Annotated in this window: 15 protein-coding genes and 1 pseudogene; 9 read left to right on the forward strand and 7 right to left on the reverse strand. The window is 67.9% G+C overall.

Annotation, left to right across the window (positions count from 1 at the left end; genetic code table 11):
- Positions 1 to 189 precede the first annotated feature (189 nt).
- The gene (locus tag LE197_RS19400; protein WP_003085667.1) at positions 190 to 462 is read left to right on the forward strand and encodes a hypothetical protein; all 273 of its coding nucleotides are present in this window, start codon (positions 190 to 192) and stop codon (positions 460 to 462) included.
- Positions 463 to 480: 18 nt separating this feature from the next.
- Here LE197_RS19400 and LE197_RS19405 read toward each other — a convergent pair whose 3' ends face one another.
- The gene (locus tag LE197_RS19405) at positions 481 to 906 is read right to left on the reverse strand and encodes a VOC family protein (protein WP_003114206.1); all 426 of its coding nucleotides are present in this window, start codon (positions 904 to 906) and stop codon (positions 481 to 483) included.
- A 100-nt stretch (positions 907 to 1,006) separates the two neighbouring features.
- On the opposite strand from LE197_RS19405, the gene LE197_RS19410 reads away from it, so the two are divergent.
- Positions 1,007 to 1,891: a LysR family transcriptional regulator gene (locus LE197_RS19410; protein WP_003114205.1), complete on the forward strand. Its 885-nt coding sequence runs from the start codon at positions 1,007 to 1,009 to the stop codon at positions 1,889 to 1,891.
- On the opposite strand, the gene LE197_RS19415 is transcribed toward LE197_RS19410, so the two are convergent.
- The gene (locus tag LE197_RS19415; protein ID WP_003085661.1) at positions 1,864 to 2,817 is read right to left on the reverse strand and encodes a LysR family transcriptional regulator; all 954 of its coding nucleotides are present in this window, start codon (positions 2,815 to 2,817) and stop codon (positions 1,864 to 1,866) included. The genes LE197_RS19410 and LE197_RS19415 overlap by 28 nt on opposite strands.
- 220 nt (positions 2,818 to 3,037) lie before the next feature.
- Between LE197_RS19415 and LE197_RS19420 the strand changes: the two genes are divergently transcribed.
- The 6 genes from LE197_RS19420 to LE197_RS19445 all read left to right on the forward strand — a co-directional run bounded on the left by LE197_RS19420 (position 3,038) and on the right by LE197_RS19445 (position 9,699).
- A complete protein-coding gene (locus tag LE197_RS19420) occupies positions 3,038 to 3,472 on the forward strand; it encodes a RidA family protein (RefSeq protein WP_003114204.1) in 435 nt (144 codons plus the stop codon).
- Positions 3,469 to 4,716, forward strand: coding sequence for an aminotransferase class V-fold PLP-dependent enzyme (locus tag LE197_RS19425; protein WP_003114203.1), 1,248 nt, complete (start codon positions 3,469 to 3,471; stop codon positions 4,714 to 4,716). Before LE197_RS19420 ends, LE197_RS19425 begins: the two co-directional genes overlap by 4 nt.
- 288 nt (positions 4,717 to 5,004) lie before the next feature.
- Positions 5,005 to 6,300, forward strand: a complete 1,296-nt coding sequence (locus tag LE197_RS19430) for a 3-keto-5-aminohexanoate cleavage protein (RefSeq protein WP_023109139.1) — start codon at positions 5,005 to 5,007, stop codon at positions 6,298 to 6,300.
- Entirely contained in the window at positions 6,297 to 7,544 is a 1,248-nt protein-coding gene (locus tag LE197_RS19435) for an MFS transporter (protein ID WP_003114201.1), read from the forward strand. The genes LE197_RS19430 and LE197_RS19435 overlap by 4 nt, the downstream gene beginning before the upstream one ends.
- A 30-nt stretch (positions 7,545 to 7,574) precedes the next feature.
- Positions 7,575 to 8,276 carry a haloacid dehalogenase type II gene (locus LE197_RS19440; protein ID WP_003106623.1) on the forward strand — a complete coding sequence of 234 codons (702 nt, stop codon included), beginning with the start codon at positions 7,575 to 7,577 and terminating at the stop codon, positions 8,274 to 8,276.
- 106 nt (positions 8,277 to 8,382) lie between these two features.
- Positions 8,383 to 9,699 (forward strand): Nramp family divalent metal transporter, encoded by a 1,317-nt coding sequence (locus LE197_RS19445; RefSeq protein WP_003114200.1) that lies wholly within the window; start codon positions 8,383 to 8,385, stop codon positions 9,697 to 9,699.
- 51 nt (positions 9,700 to 9,750) lie between these two features.
- On the opposite strand, the gene LE197_RS19450 is transcribed toward LE197_RS19445, so the two are convergent.
- The 3 genes from LE197_RS19450 to LE197_RS19460 form a co-directional block, all read right to left on the reverse strand.
- Positions 9,751 to 10,224, reverse strand: coding sequence for an SRPBCC family protein (locus LE197_RS19450; RefSeq protein ID WP_003085649.1), 474 nt, complete (start codon positions 10,222 to 10,224; stop codon positions 9,751 to 9,753).
- Positions 10,225 to 10,292: 68 nt separating this feature from the next.
- Complete coding sequence (ampDh3, locus tag LE197_RS19455; RefSeq protein ID WP_003114198.1) at positions 10,293 to 11,060, reverse strand: N-acetylmuramoyl-L-alanine amidase AmpDh3; 768 nt, start codon at positions 11,058 to 11,060, stop codon at positions 10,293 to 10,295.
- Positions 11,061 to 11,686: 626 nt separating this feature from the next.
- Positions 11,687 to 12,082: a hypothetical protein gene (locus tag LE197_RS19460; RefSeq protein ID WP_003114197.1), complete on the reverse strand. Its 396-nt coding sequence runs from the start codon at positions 12,080 to 12,082 to the stop codon at positions 11,687 to 11,689.
- Positions 12,083 to 12,642: 560 nt separating this feature from the next.
- On the opposite strand from LE197_RS19460, the gene LE197_RS19465 reads away from it, so the two are divergent.
- Positions 12,643 to 12,870 (forward strand): hypothetical protein, encoded by a 228-nt coding sequence (locus tag LE197_RS19465; protein ID WP_003085644.1) that lies wholly within the window; start codon positions 12,643 to 12,645, stop codon positions 12,868 to 12,870.
- A 209-nt stretch (positions 12,871 to 13,079) separates the two neighbouring features.
- On the opposite strand, the pseudogene LE197_RS19470 reads toward LE197_RS19465, so the two are convergent.
- Together LE197_RS19470 and LE197_RS19475 are read right to left on the reverse strand one after the other, a co-directional pair.
- Positions 13,080 to 13,901, reverse strand: a pseudogene (locus LE197_RS19470) (aldo/keto reductase).
- Between the two features lie 31 nt (positions 13,902 to 13,932).
- Positions 13,933 to 14,373 carry a VOC family protein gene (locus LE197_RS19475; RefSeq protein ID WP_003085641.1) on the reverse strand — a complete coding sequence of 147 codons (441 nt, stop codon included), beginning with the start codon at positions 14,371 to 14,373 and terminating at the stop codon, positions 13,933 to 13,935.
- Positions 14,374 to 14,449 lie beyond the last annotated feature (76 nt).

Genomic DNA, 14,449 nt, shown 5'->3' on the forward strand with positions numbered 1-14,449 from the left:
GTGCGGTGACGGTTTTGCCCGGACAAGGTGCCGCTCGGGCAAGGTGCGAAGCGCTTCACAAAATGCCAAACAGAGGGCGAGCGCATCCCATCGCCAACACGCAATCGCCTTGAATGGCCGCTTCGATTCCTCGTCATGCGGGGATGCCGTGCTCGGCTCCAGCGCATCGCCACCCACACCGGAAACCCTATGCCCTACCGCGTTCTCCTGCTCATCCTGGCCCTGACGCCCGCCCTCGCCTCCTCCGCCACCCTGGACGAACGCCTGGGCGACCTTGAACACGCCTTCAAGCCCGACCTCGACGGGACGACAAGCGCAAAGCCGGCCAGCCCGCCGCCGGAGCGGTTCAAGCTGGCGCCGCTGGGCAGCGTGGTGCGCAAGAAAGAGTGCGCGACATCGAGCCTACCGGACGAGCAGTCCAGCTGCGCGGCGCTGGAGTTCTGCACGGACTGCGCACAGTAAGGTGGAGCGCCGGCAATCTCACTTGGCGAACAACTGGCCCATGTCGCGGAAGCTCTTGAACTCCAGCGCGTTGCCGCAGGGGTCGAAGAGAAACAGCGTGGCCTGCTCGCCGACCTGGCCCTTGAAGCGGATGTAGGGCTCGATCACGAAGCGGGTGCCGCGCTGCTGCAGGCGTTCGGCCAGGGCGTGCCAGTCGTCCCAGGCGAGGACCACGCCGAAGTGCGGCACCGGCACGTCGTGGCCGTCCACCGGGTTGCTGCCGGCGTGGCGCTGGGAGTCGGTCTGCGGGTGCTGGTGGATGACCAACTGGTGGCCGAAGAAGTCGAAGTCGACCCAGTGCTCGGCGGAGCGGCCTTCGCTCAGGCCGAAGACCTCGCCGTAAAAGCGCCGGGCGGCGGGCAGGTCGTGGACAGGGATGGCGAGGTGGAAGGGCATCAGGCTCATGGCGCGGTTCCTCTGTGGGTGTGCCGGGATTATTTGCCGTGCCGATTTCGATGGAAAGCGCATAATATTTCGCCTGAGCAACACTTTTTTCGAGGCTTGGATGATCCGCGAACTCCGCACCCTGGTCGCCGTGGCGCGCCGGGGCTCCTTCGCCGCGGCGGGGGAACAGGTGGGGCTGACGCAGTCGGCGGTGAGCGCGCAGATCCGCGCGCTGGAACGCAGCGTCGGCGTCGAGTTGTTCAAGCGCACGCCGCGCGCGGCACACCTGAACAAGGCCGGGAGGCAGGCGGTGCGTACGGCCGAGCAGATCCTCGCGCTGTTCGACGGCATCGGCCAGGGCGACAGCCCGCGCGGACGCCTGCGCATCGGTGCAGTGAACACGGCGCAGACCGGGCTGCTGCCGGAGGTGCTCAAGCGCCTCGCCGAACAGGCGCCGCACATCGAGCCGCAGGTGGTGCCGGGCGTCTCGCTGCACCTGCTGGACCAGGTGGACGCCGCCGAACTGGACCTGGCGATCCTCATCCGCCCGCCGTTCAACCTGCCGCGCGGGCTCTCCGCGCAACGGGTCGAGCGCCAGCCGTTCGTGCTGATCGCGCCGCCGCAATGCACCGCGACGGATGCGCTGGAATTGCTGCGCACGCAACCGTTCATCCGCTACGACCATGTGTCCTTCGGCGGTCGCCTGGTGGGCGATTTCCTCGAGGCGCAGCAGCTCAGGCCGCGCCAGGTGATGGAGCTGGACGAGATCGACGCGATCGCGCGGATGGTGGAGAACGGCCTCGGCGTGGCGCTGCTGCCCCGGGCCGGGCTGTGGCTACGCGAGCCGGCGCGGGTACGGGTGATCGAACTGGGCGCGCTGGAATTCCAGCGCGAGCTGGTGATGGTCAGCCGCAGCGGTTCGGCGCAGGACGACCTGGTCGGTGAATTCCGCCGCGCCCTGCTGGCCGAGACGGCGGCTCAGGAGGCCGCGCCGACCACCGCATAGCGCGGCGCCGGGCGCGCCAGCTCGCCGAGGAAGGTCCACAGGCGTTCGGCCTCGCCGGGTAGCGGCAGGCGGCGACGGATCAGGGTGTAGCGCAACGGCACGTCGAAGCGCTGGCCGCCGGCGCGCACCAGGCGACGGCTGGCGAGGTCCTCGCGGACCAGGGTATGCGGCAGCCAGGCGACGCCCAGACGCGACTGGGCGAAGAAGCGCAGCCCCTCGGTCTGGCTGGAGCTGTGATGGCGCTGGAGGAACAGGCCGCTGTCGCGCAGCAGCGGTTCCAGGGCCCAGCCCAGGTGGCATTCCTCGGAGTAGCCGAGGAACGACAGCGCTTCGGTCTGCAGGCGGTCGAGGTTGAACAGCGGCTGGCCGGCGGCGTCCGGCGCGCAGACCGCCACCAGTTGTTCGTGACCAAGCTCCAGGCGCTGGAACTCGGCTTCGCTGTCGATGCCCAGGCGGCGCGACACCGCCTCGCCTTCGTCGAGCAACGCCACCACGTAGTCCACCGAGCCGTCGCGCAGGCGCGACAGGCATTGCGGCAGGTAATCGCAGTCGACGCTGAACTTGGCGCTGCGGAAGTCCGCCTGCAGACGCGGAATCCAGTGCGGGAAAAACACCGAGGAGAGGATGTGCGGGGCGCAGAAACGGATGCGCCGCTGGGCGTCTTCGTCGCGCTCGCGGATCGACTGGCGCAGGTTGTCCAGGGCGCGCACCGCGTCCTGCGCCACGCCTTGCAACTGGCGGCCGGCCTCGGTCAGTTCGAGGGCGTGCTTGTGGCGCTCGAACACCGGTGCACCGAGCCACTGTTCCAGGGTCTGGATACGCCGGCTCAACCCGGACACGGAGACATGGCACTCCTGCGCCGCACGGCTGAAGCTCTTGATCCGACAGAGGACGAGGAAGTCCTTGAGCATCACCAGGTCGATCATCGTTGCGCGTTCCTCAACGGTCGGGCGTTTTCAGTCTACTTCGCGCGGCGGTGCCTGTTGCAAGGCTAAAGTTCGGTTTGTTTTGCCGATTTGGCAAGCAGCTCGTCGACTCCCGCAAAACAGACCGGGAAAACCGGCCCACAGTAGTGAGGTCGCGCTTTTCCAGCCATCGACCCGCCCGAGCATCGTGGCCGGGCGGGTCCGCCACGAGGACAGGACCATGCAGACATCCCCCGCTCCGGCCATCGTCGCCGGCGGCGCCTACCAGCCGGTGGTGCTCCACGCCGGCATCGCCTACGTCAGCGGCCAGTTGCCGCGCCAGCACGGCGAGCTGCGCTGGACCGGCAAGGTCGGCAGCGAACTCGACCTGGAACAGGCCCGCCAGGCCGCCCGGCTCTGCGCGGCGTGCTGCCTGCTGGCGCTGGAGGAGGCGCTGGGCGGCCTGCAACGGGTCGAGCGGCTGCTCAAGGTGACCGGCTACGTCGCCAGCGCGGCGGGTTTCGTCCAGCAGCCGGCGGTGATCGATGCCGCCAGCGAGTATTTCGACGAGGTGCTCGGCGCGCGCGGCGGCCACGCCCGCGCCGCCGTCGGCGTGGCCGAGCTGCCGCGCGGCGCCGCGGTGGAGGTGGAACTGATCGCGGCGGTGCGGCCATGAGCGCGCTCTTCCCCGCCGCCCCCGACGCCTTCGGTGCCGACGAACTGCTGCGCCTGCGCCGCGAGACCCCGGCCTGGGGCAGCTACGCGCACTTCGCCCACGGCTCCGCCAGTCTGCCGCCGCAGGTGCTCTACGAGGCCCTCGACAGCTGGCTGGAAGCCGAGCGGCGCTGGGGCGTGCAGCGCGCCGCCGAGCATTTCGCCGAGCCCTTGCTGGCGGTCCGCGACAGCGTCGCGCGAGTGCTCGGCACCCAGCCACGGCACATCGCCCTGCTCGACTGCGCCAGCCGCGCATGGTCGGTGGCCTTTGCCGCGGCCCTGGCCGCCCATCCACGGATACGGGCGATCAGCAGCTTCGACGAATACGGTTCCAACAGCCTGTGCCTGCTCGCCGCGCGCCAGCAGCGCGGGCTGGAGCTGCGCCTGATCGACGCACGCGGCGACGCCGCACAGCTGTTGCAACGGCTTGACGAGCAGTTGCACGACCTCGCCCCCGGCCAGACGCCGCTGCTGTCGCTCAGCGCGGTGCCCACCGGGCATGGCGCGGCTACCGCGCTGGAGGGCGTGGCCGAGCGCATCCGCGCCCATGACGGGCTGTTCTTCCTCGATGCCAGCCATGCGGTCGGCCAGTTGCCGCTGGCGGTGGAGGCGACCGGCTGCGACGTGCTGGTGTTCCCGCCACGCAAGTGGCTGCGCGGGCCAAAGGGACTCGGCGTGCTCTATCTCGGCGAACGTGCCCTGGAGCGCCTGGCCCTGCCCGACGGGCTGGACGTCGGCGGCGCGCAATGGAGCGACGCCTTCGCCTTGCAGGCGCGGGATGACGCGCGGCGCTTCGAATGCTCGGAGTTCAACCCGGGGCTGCGCCTGGCGCTCAAGGCCAGTTGCGACTACCTGTTGCAGACCGATGTCCGGCGCATCGCCCGACGCAACCGCCAGTTGCGCGAACGCATCGCCCAGCAGCTCTACCGCCGGCTCGGCTGGACGCCGCTGGAACAAGGGCCGCACGCCAGCGCGTTGATGACCTACGCGGCCCCCGAACTGAGCGGCGAGCAATGGCTGAAGCGCCTCCACGCGCGCGGCGTGAACGCCTCCTACATCGGCCCGCAGTATGCCCGCTGGGCGCTGCGCGAGCAGGCGCTGCCGGGGGTCCTGCGCCTGACTCCGCACTACCTGACCGACGACGGCGAGATCGAGCGCCTCGGCGAGGCCCTGGAGGATTGTCTGCGACAGCGCGCCGCCAGTTGAGCGACCTTGCGCGAATGGCAACGTTGCGCCGCCGTGCCGGCGGTTGGCGCAACGCCGGGCGATTTGCGCAAGGTCTTTGTGCCGGCGGCAACGAGCGTTGCCGAATGCGCCGCGCACGGCCGCCGCCATGCGGTTTAAATCCCTCTCGTAGAACAACGCATAACGATCCCGCCAGCGACATCTTTCACCTGCCTGAGACACCGACGACTTTCGACGCCCTGGGCAGCCTTTCGGTCCGCCGCGGACCGCTCCGCCCTCAATGGAATGATGAATGGAGGAAAGACGACCATGACCGGATCCCGGAAAACCCTGATTCTCGGATGCGCCTCCACCGGCGCCAAGTTCACCCCGCGCAACCACGCCGCCACCGGCGACCGCCTACTCGACAGCATCTGCACCGGCGCCACCATCCGCACCGCCCCCGGCGAACTGCTGGACGAAGCGCGCCAGCTCTACGAGATGGGTTGCCGCTACTACCACTATCACGCGCGCAACCCGCTGACCCAGGAACAGACCACCGACAACGACATCTACCAGGCGGTCAGCCGCGCCCTGCAGAACCGCTTCCCCGACCTGATGCTGAGCTTCGGCGCCAGCCGCAACGGCAGCGAGGTGCAGGAGAACATCCGCCGCTTCGGCGAGTGGGAGCGGGTCAGCCACTGCGCCATCCCGCTGCACCTGGGTGGTGCGCACTTCGTGACGATCCAGGCGGCCATCGAATTGCAGGTGATCTGCGAGCTGGAGAAGCAAAGGCGCAAGCTCGACCTCGACTATGCCTCGAGCCCGGCTTTCCTCGCCGACCTGCGCGACTACCAGCCGTCCACGGCGCTGGAAAAGGCCGAGTTGCAGACCCACTCCACCAGCAAGGGCGCCGACTACGGGGTGACCTCGCCGATGACCCAGTTCCAGGTCTACCGCAACGCCATCCAGGCGCGCCAGAAGCTCGGCCTGTTCCACGAGGTGGAGTGGGTGCAGCATGTGCGCAGCTACGCCATGACCCGTTTCGCCGTGGAGCACCCGCGCCTGCGCCTGGGCGGTTCCGGCCAGTTGAACGTGATCCTGCTGTTCGGCTTCTCGCCACGCCTGCCGTTCCCGGCAACCTACCAGCAGTTCCGCGCGGTGATCGAGAGCGCCAAGAGCCTGGAGTACGACATCGGCGAACCCTGCGTGCGCAAGCGCAAGGTCAGCATCACGGTCGGCGCGGCAGTGATGCCGCAGCATGCCGCGCAGCACTTCCGGCCGCTCGACGTCGGCCCTCGTGCCGGCACCCCGCTCTGCGCGGTGCGCCGGCTGGCCGCCTATGCCGCGCAGGCGGACAGCCAGGTCGACGTGCTGCGGGTCGGCATGGAGGACACGCCCTACGCGGTGGACGATGACGGCCGGGTGACGCTCAGCGACAACTGCCAGCTGCTGCGCCAGGCTCTCGACGAACTGCGCGCCAACGGCGCCGAGGCCGAGCTCGACGGCGAACGGATCTTCCAGCGCATGGGCATGGAACGCACCCTCGGCGAATACCTGTCGCTGCAGCGCCTGCATCCGCTCGGCGAAGCCAACTTCACCCTCGCACGGGAGTTCGTCCAGTGACCGCCGCCCTCGCCGCGAACCCGACCCAGCGCTACCGCTGGGTCATCCTGCTGATCGCCACCTTCGCCCAGGCCTGCGCCTGCTTCTTCGTCCAGGGCATCGGCGCGATCGCCGTGTTCGTCCAGAACGACCTGCAACTCTCGTCGCTACAGATCGGCCTGCTGGTGTCGGCGGCGCAGCTGGTGCCGATCGTCGGCCTGCTGGTGGCCGGCGAGCTGCTCGACCGCTACTCCGAACGGCTGGTGGTCGGCCTCGGCACGCTGATCGTCGCGCTGGCCCTCTGCGCCTCGCTGTGGGCCACCGACTACCTGACCATCCTGCTGTTCCTGGTGGTCGTCGGCGCCGGCTACAGCACGGCGCAGCCGGGCGGCAGCAAGTCGGTGTCGCGCTGGTTCGCCAAGACCCAGCTGGGCTTCGCCATGGGCATCCGCCAGGCCGGGCTGCCGCTGGGCGGCGCGCTGTCCGCCGCGCTGCTGCCGTACCTGGCGGGAGTCTACGGCTGGCGCAGCGCGTTCCTCGCCGGCGGCCTGGTGGCGTTCCTCGGCGCGCTGGCCTTCATGCTCTTCTACCGCACCCCGCCGGACGCCCCGGCGCCCGGCGCGAACCCCGCCGAACGCGACCTGGGCGCGGTGGTGAAGTCGCGGCTGGCGATGATCACCGACCCGGCGATGAAGAACATCGTCTGTTCCGGGGTGGCGCTGATCTCGGTGCAGTACGGCATCCTGGTGTTCACCGTACTCTACCTGCACGAGACCCTGGAGATCGGCATCGGCATGGCCGCGACCCTGCTGTTCGTCGCCCAGGGCAGCGGCGTCGCCGGGCGCATCCTGCTGGCCGCCTGGAGCGACCGCTGCCGCGCCGGGCGCTACTTCCCGGTGATGGTCTGCCTCGGCGCGGTGATCCTCGGCCTGCTGGCGCTGGTCCTGCTGCCCCTGCAATCACCGTTGGGGATGGGCCTGGTAGTGGCCTGGCTGGGCTTCTTCGGCTTCGGCTGGTACGGTCCCTGGGTGGCCTATGTGGCGGATACCGCGCCGGTCGGCAAGACCGGCTTCGCCCTCGGCCTGGCGATGGCCATCAACCAGCTGGCGATCGTTCTCGCGCCGCCGGCGCTGGGGCTGCTCAAGGACTTCAGCCACAGCTTCGTCCCCGGCTGGCTGGCACTCTGCCTGATGGCGGCGGTAGCCCTTGTGGTCACTGCCTGGAGCGGCCGCGGCCTGCCCACGGCGCTGCCACAGAAGCACTGAAGCGATGACGGCCACGGCCGAGGAGGCACGATGCGCGCGATCCTGTTCGATGTGTTCGGTACCCTGGTGGACTGGCGTTCCAGCCTGATCGAGCAGTTCCAGGCGTTGGAGCGCGAACTCGGCGGGACCCTGCCCTGCGTGGAACTGACCGACCGCTGGCGCCAGCAATACAAGCCGGCGATGGACCGGGTACGCAACGGCCAGGCGCCCTGGCAGCACCTCGACCAGTTGCACCGGCAGAGTCTCGAGGCCCTGGCCGGAGAGTTCGGCCTGGCGCTGGACGAGGCCCTGCTGCAACGTATCACTGGCTTCTGGCACCGCCTGCGGCCGTGGCCGGACACGCTCGCCGGGATGCATGCGCTGAAGGCCGACTACTGGCTCGCCGCGCTGAGCAACGGCAACACCGCGCTGATGCTCGACGTCGCGCGGCACGCCGGGCTGCCCTGGGACATGCTGCTGTGCGCCGACCTGTTCGGCCACTACAAGCCCGACCCGCAGGTCTACCTCGGCGCCTGCCGCCTGCTCGACCTGCCGCCGCAGGAGGTGATGCTCTGCGCGGCGCACAACTACGACCTCAAGGCCGCGCGCGCCCTCGGCCTGAAGACCGCGTTCATCGCCCGGCCGTTGGAATACGGCCCCGGCCAGTCCCAGGACCTCGCCGCCGAGCAGGACTGGGACCTGATCGCCAGCGACCTGCTGGACCTGCACCGGCAACTGGCGGCCTCGGCCTGACCGACTTCCTCCTTCCTGCCCCCTGAACCGCTCGCCCAACCCGCGCGCCACGGCGCGCCGGGAAAGGCGCGCGCAGCGCCGGCACGCGTCCGGCAGGAGCTTCGTCATGTCCGCGAAGGATACCCCGGCCCCCCAGGCCGCCGAGCCCGGTCGCGCCCAGCCGGTCGAAGTCCCCGGCGGCGGCCACTGGTGGCGCCGCCTGCTGGCCTTCGCCGGCCCCGGCTACCTGGTCGCGGTGGGCTACATGGACCCGGGCAACTGGGCCACCGACGTCGCCGGCGGCGCGCAACTGGGCTACCTGCTGCTCTCGGTAATCCTGCTCTCCAGCCTGATGGCGATGCTGCTGCAGGCGCTGTCCGCGCGCCTGGGCATCGCCAGCGGCCTGGACCTGGCCCAGGCCTGCCGCGAACGCTACTCGCCGAGCACCTGCCGCCTGCTGTGGCTGGCCTGCGAGACGGCGATCATCGCCTGCGACCTGGCCGAGGTGATCGGCACCGCCATCGCCCTGAAGCTGCTGTTCGGCCTGCCGCTGGCCTGGGGCGCCTTGCTCTGCGTGGGCGACGCGCTGCTGGTGCTGGTCCTGATCGGACGTGGCCAGCGGCCGCTGGAGGCCTTCGTGGTGGCGTTGCTGACACTGATCTTCGCCTGCTTCGCGGTACAGTTGCTGCTCTCGCGTCCCGAACTCGGCGAGGTGCTCCAAGGGTTCTTGCCGAGCCCGCGGGTGCTCAGCGACCCGGCTGCCCTGTACCTGGCGATCGGCATCGTCGGCGCGACCGTCATGCCGCACAACCTCTACCTGCATTCCTCGCTGGTGCAGAGCCGCGCCTACCCGCGCAGCCTTGCCGGCAAGCGCAAGGCGCTGCGCTGGGCGGTGGCCGACAGCAGCCTGGCGCTGACCCTGGCGCTGCTGGTCAACGCGGCGATCCTGATCGTCGCCGCCAGCGTGTTCCACCGCAACGGGCACACCGAGGTGGTCGATATCGAGCAGGCCCACGCGCTGCTCTCGCCATTGCTCGGCCTGGAACTCGCCTCGCTGCTGTTCGCCGTGGCGCTGCTCGCGTCCGGCCTCAACTCGACGGTCACCACCACCCTGGCCGGGCAGATCGTCATGGAGGGCTTCCTCCGCCTGCGCCTGGCGCCCTGGGCGCGGCGCCTGCTGACCCGTGGCGTCGCAGTGCTGCCGGTGCTGCTGGTGACCCTGCTCTACGGCGAGGATGGCACCGCGCGGCTGCTGATCTTCAGCCAGGTGATCCTGTCGATGCAGTTGCCGCTGGCAGTGATCCCGCTGCTACAGTTCGTTTCCGACCGGCGCCTGATGGGCCCGCTGGCGATCGGTGCCGGGACCCGGTGGCTGGCCTGGGCGGTAGCGCTGGCGATCGTCGGCCTGAACCTGCAACTGCTGGCCGACTTCGCGTTCGGCTGAGCATTGCCTGAGGGCACGCTGCGCGGTGCGGGACGCGCACTCAGGCAATGCTCAGCCATCGAGACCGCGGGGAAAACGGTCGGCCACCAGGTTCAAGGCGATGCCATGCTCCAGGCAGGCCTTGAGCCCGGCCAGCACCAGGGTGAAACCTTCGGTGGCGTCGACCACCCGCGGGATGACCTCTTCCGGGGTGCCGACGAAACCGCTGTTGCGGATGCTGACGAAGGTCCCGGCGCCGGGCAGTTCCTCGAACAGCCACTCCACCTGGGAAGGGTTGCTGTCGCCATTCGGCCATTCGATGAGGATGCGGCGGTTCGTCTGCAGGTCCTTCACTTCGATTTCCTGGGAAACCCCGTACATGTCCCAGTGCCAGCGCAGCCGTTTCCCGGCTTCGAGGCGGGCATCGCCGCGGCTGAACCAGAACCTGGCGGTGATGGCCGGATCGACGAAGGCTTCGAAGACCTCGGCGATGGGGCGGCGGATCAGCATTTCCGCCTTGGCGACGACCTGTGCGACGGCAGTCATGGCAAGTCCTCCATGGGGGTGGGCAAGGAAGCGGCCGCCGCATCGAGCGGCCGCTCGCGGTGAATGGCTCAGGCCGGGTATTTCTCGTTCAGAGCGTAGAGGATCGCCGCCGTCTCCACATCCAGCGCGCCGTCGTAGTTCTCCGGGCGGAAATGCATCTGGAAGGCGCGCAGCAGGCTGGCGAAGTAGGCGTCGTCGACCGTCGCCGGCAGCGCATAGCCGTACAGGCGGAACGCCTCCAGCAGGTCGGCGCGCGGCGGCAGGCCGTCGCGCTCGAAGCCTTCGCGATAGCGATCGCGGGTGGCGTCGTCATACCAGGCGCCGATACCGGCCTCGTAGAGTTCCTTCCAGGGCAGCTTCGGACCCGGGTCGGACTTGCGCCCGACGGCGATGTCGGAGTGGCCGACCACGTTCTTCGGGGTCATGTCCGGGTAGCGCTGCAGGATGTTCTTCGCCAGTTGCTTGAGTGCGTTGATCTGCGAGCGCTCGTAGTCGGGGAAGGTGAACACGCCGTCGTCGTCGCGGGCGAGGTTGACGATCTCGATGCCGATGGAGGTGTCGTTGAGGTTGTCGCGGCGCGCCCAGCCGCTGACGCCGGCGTGCCAGGCGCGGTCTTCCTCGGCGACCAGGTTGAAGATGCGCTGGCCCTTGAAGCCGGCGGCCTTGTAGCTGGGGTCGTGCGGCGCCGGGATCAGGTAGTGGGCGCTGGCGGCGCCGGTGGTCAGCGCCTTGACCGAGGCGGCGAAGTCGAGCGCGGTGTAGTGCAGCACCAGGAAGCGCACGCGTTTGCCGTAGGGGGTAGTGGTGCGATAGCTGTTGTAGTCGATGGTCAGCATGGTTTTCACCTTTTTGCGGATGATGGAAAGCCTCCGGCCACAGGCTCGCCTGTAGCTAGGGACGTCGATGCAGCGATGAGGTTCAGGGGCCGGCCAAGGAAACGCGGGCCCCGGCTAAACCGGAAGGAAGAAGACCGGGCATAAAAAAGCCCGGCACGCGGCCGGGCAAAAGGGATACACCAAAGGCAAGCCCCAGCGAACTGGGGGTACGGGGGCTCACCGAGGCCACTGAACGATGGCGTTATGACAGCAGTCGGCACAACCGAACTTTAAGTTGGCCGGACGCCGTGCGGGCGCACCCCAGAGCCTTTCGCAGCGGTCGCCGCCCGCTGCGTCCGGTTGCGCGGCGGGCGGAAACGACGAAGCCCGGCGCTGGGGCCGGGCTTCGAGGGCGACCACGGGAAACGTGATCATGGGAAAAAACTACCGCGAGCGTCCCGCCGCGTGCAACACCGTTCGTCCGTTGGCCGCTCTACTTTGCACTTCTTCACAAAGTTCACCAATAGCCATACAGACCCTCGACAGAGCGGCTACTACTCTATCCACGCCAGGTCCGATTGCTCCTCCATCTCCTGGCATTCCCGGCCACTGTCCACCCCCGCACAGTGGCTTTTTTTCGCCTGCGCCTAGCGTCGTGCCAGCGGCGCCTCGTCCCGCGCCAGCATCAGCGCCAGGATGCAGCCGAGGAGGAACGCCTGCAGCGCCAGGCGAGCGGCCAGCAGCGTCGGCGGGAAGGATGGGAACAGGTCGGGGTGCTGCCACATGTAGAGGTTGGCCGGGGTCACGCAGAGGGTCAGGATGAACAGCCCGCACGCCGCCAGCCGGCGCCATGCCGGCACCAGCAGGGCGGCGGCGCCGAGCAGTTCGAAGACCCCGCTGACCCACACCGCCGCCAGCGGCCAGGGCACGTAGGGCGGGACGATGCCGACGAAGAAATCGGTGAAGACGAAATGGCCCAGCCCACCCAGCAGGAACCAGGCGGACACGAAGGCCAGGAGCAGCGTGCGAGCGGGCGACGGCATGAATAACCTCGGCGCGGCGATGGAACGGCAATCCTGCCACGCGCCGCCGACGCCAGGCCCATAACCTTTGCCCGGTTGGCAGGCGTCCGCCGAAACAAATGCTCAAACATTCCCGCCGCCGGGGCGACATCTGCTCAAAAAATGTCCTGGCCTTTCTTCGTCGAAAGATATACAATCCGGGACTGCGTACCAAACTGAAAGTCAATCAGGCTTTACCCCACGACCGGGCCCACAGATGAAAAGGGCTCTACCATCAGGGTTACAGCCTTCCGATGGTTCTTCGGTCGCCACTCTTCTGAAGCAATCCCCTGCCACGCAGGGCCGATGGGAAGACCGGCGTCCCGCAATACCACCCGCAGATTGATCAGGATCCTGGCCTGGAAACTTTCCTGCCAATCGATCCTCTGATTAGTACCTGAACTGCCAGCTTGCTCTTTTCGAAAAAAGCCGGCATAACCAGTACGTTCCCCCGACACAAAGCTTTCTTGGCACTGTCACGGAGCGGGAACATTTGCAATATACGCTGCTCCATAAGCGTGAAAGTAAAGGAACATAAGAATATGTCTATTCAACATCGTACTCAGGATGCAATTCGCACCCTAACCGCCGCATTTGCGCCGTTCGACTGCCTGATCCAGGCAACTCGTAAAGGAAACTTCAGTTTCACCATCGTTGACCAGCATGGCGTGGCCTGCCACAGCGAGCGCCTGTATCCGGAGCAGTACGACGACTCCGGCAAAATGGAAGAAGTGATCAATCGAGTTCGCAAGAAAACACTGGCTGCCTGAATCATGCAAGCATCAGCGCGAATGCAAGGAAAAGCCCCGTCCCCGACGGGGCTTTTTTGTGGGACAGCGAAAAATACAGGTTAAGTTGAAGAAAGTTCCCACGCAGGAAATAAATATTTACTTATTCCTTTTTAAATATTTCCTCGGCAACTTCGTCATATTCCCGCGGCCAGGGGAAACAAGCGCAGGCCGTTTCTCCCGTACTCCACTCAGACGATCGCCAGGTTTCGCTTGCGGGTAGGCGGCGGAAACGCCTGGTCGAGCGCCCGCAGGTCATCGGCGCTCAGTTCCAGGTCGGCCGCCGCTGCATTCAGGCGAATGTGAGCGGACGTCACCGCCTTCGGGATCGCGATCACCCCCTGCTCCAGTAGTCAGGCCAGGGCGACCTGGGCGCTGCTGGCGTCGTGGCGCGCGGCGATCTCGCCGAGCGCCGGGTGCCGTAGCAGCCTGCCGCCCTGCCCCACCGGACAGTAGGCCATCACCGGCATGCCGCGCTCCTGGCACCAGGGCAGCAGGTCGTATTCGATACCGCGTTCCTCCAGGTTGTACATCACCTGGTTGGCGGCACAGGCGCTGCCGTCCAGTTCGTACATGTCGCCCAGGTCGAAGTTGGACACGCCCCAGCGCAGGATCTTGCCCTGGTCGCGCAACCGCTCGAAGGCTTCGATGGTTTCCTCCAGCGGATACCGGCCCTGCCAGTGCAGCAGGTAGAGGTCGATGGTTTCGCAACCGAGCCGGCGCAGGCTGCGCTCGCAGGCCGCCGGCAGACCCTCGCGGCTGGCGTTGTGCGGGTAGACCTTGCTGACCAGGAAGACCTCTTCGCGGCGTCCCGCGATAGCCGCGCCGACCACGTCTTCGGCGCCGCCCTCGGCGTACATCTCGGCGGTATCGATCAGCGTCATCCCCAGCTCGATGCCTTCGCGCAGCGCCGCGACCTCGCGCTTGCGTTCGCCGGGCTGCTCGCCGATATGCCAGGTACCCTGGCCGATGGCGGCGACCTCTTGGCCATCGATCAGCGTGAGCGTTTTCATGCAGCGTCTCCTGTGGTGAATGGACGGGGCCTCATGCCCAGGGATCATAGCTGCCGAAGCTCCAGACGTGGCCCTCCGGATCGCGGCAAGTGAAGCCGCGACCGCCGTAGTCCTCGTCCTTGATGTCGATGACGATCTCGGCGCCGGCGGCCTGGGCGCTGCGGAACAGGGCGTCGGGATCGGCGACCACCAGGTAGAGGCTCTGGGTATTGCCGCCGGCTTCGTCGACGTGCCGCATCAGCCGACCGTAGGCGTTGTCGCGGACGCTCGAGCCGAGCATCAGCATGCCGTTGGCGCCGTTCGGGCTGGCGTAGGTCAACTCGGCGTGGAGCACCTGTCCGTCCTCGCCGGGCACCACCAGCTTGCGCTGGAAGCCAAAGGTCCGGCACAGCCAGTCGATGGCGGCCGGCGCATCGCGGTAACGCAGGCAGGGAATGACGCTGGCGACGGTGTTGCTGGCGGGCGTGTGCATGGCGCATACCTCCGGGGGAAAGCACGACCACCAGCATAGACGCTGGACCGGACCGCCCCCGAGGCACGGATGGGCG

This window comes from Pseudomonas sp. PS1(2021) (assembly GCF_020405165.1).
Lineage (GTDB): Bacteria > Pseudomonadota > Gammaproteobacteria > Pseudomonadales > Pseudomonadaceae > Pseudomonas > Pseudomonas aeruginosa.

What these genes read in the sequence shown, in the direction of transcription:
- ampDh3 (WP_003114198.1), bottom strand. Translation starts at nt 11,060, where the DNA reads ATGCTGACCATCGACTACAACAGCTATCGCACCACTACCCCCTACGGC.
- LE197_RS19440 (WP_003106623.1), top strand. Translation starts at nt 7,575, where the DNA reads ATGCGCGCGATCCTGTTCGATGTGTTCGGTACCCTGGTGGACTGGCGT.
- LE197_RS19405 (WP_003114206.1), bottom strand. Translation starts at nt 906, where the DNA reads ATGAGCCTGATGCCCTTCCACCTCGCCATCCCTGTCCACGACCTGCCC.
- LE197_RS19475 (WP_003085641.1), bottom strand. Translation starts at nt 14,373, where the DNA reads ATGCACACGCCCGCCAGCAACACCGTCGCCAGCGTCATTCCCTGCCTG.
- LE197_RS19400 (WP_003085667.1), top strand. Translation starts at nt 190, where the DNA reads ATGCCCTACCGCGTTCTCCTGCTCATCCTGGCCCTGACGCCCGCCCTC.
- LE197_RS19465 (WP_003085644.1), top strand. Translation starts at nt 12,643, where the DNA reads ATGTCTATTCAACATCGTACTCAGGATGCAATTCGCACCCTAACCGCC.
- LE197_RS19450 (WP_003085649.1), bottom strand. Translation starts at nt 10,224, where the DNA reads ATGACTGCCGTCGCACAGGTCGTCGCCAAGGCGGAAATGCTGATCCGC.
- LE197_RS19425 (WP_003114203.1), top strand. Translation starts at nt 3,469, where the DNA reads ATGAGCGCGCTCTTCCCCGCCGCCCCCGACGCCTTCGGTGCCGACGAA.
- LE197_RS19410 (WP_003114205.1), top strand. Translation starts at nt 1,007, where the DNA reads ATGATCCGCGAACTCCGCACCCTGGTCGCCGTGGCGCGCCGGGGCTCC.
- LE197_RS19420 (WP_003114204.1), top strand. Translation starts at nt 3,038, where the DNA reads ATGCAGACATCCCCCGCTCCGGCCATCGTCGCCGGCGGCGCCTACCAG.
- LE197_RS19415 (WP_003085661.1), bottom strand. Translation starts at nt 2,817, where the DNA reads ATGATCGACCTGGTGATGCTCAAGGACTTCCTCGTCCTCTGTCGGATC.
- LE197_RS19430 (WP_023109139.1), top strand. Translation starts at nt 5,005, where the DNA reads ATGACCGGATCCCGGAAAACCCTGATTCTCGGATGCGCCTCCACCGGC.
- LE197_RS19445 (WP_003114200.1), top strand. Translation starts at nt 8,383, where the DNA reads ATGTCCGCGAAGGATACCCCGGCCCCCCAGGCCGCCGAGCCCGGTCGC.
- LE197_RS19460 (WP_003114197.1), bottom strand. Translation starts at nt 12,082, where the DNA reads ATGCCGTCGCCCGCTCGCACGCTGCTCCTGGCCTTCGTGTCCGCCTGG.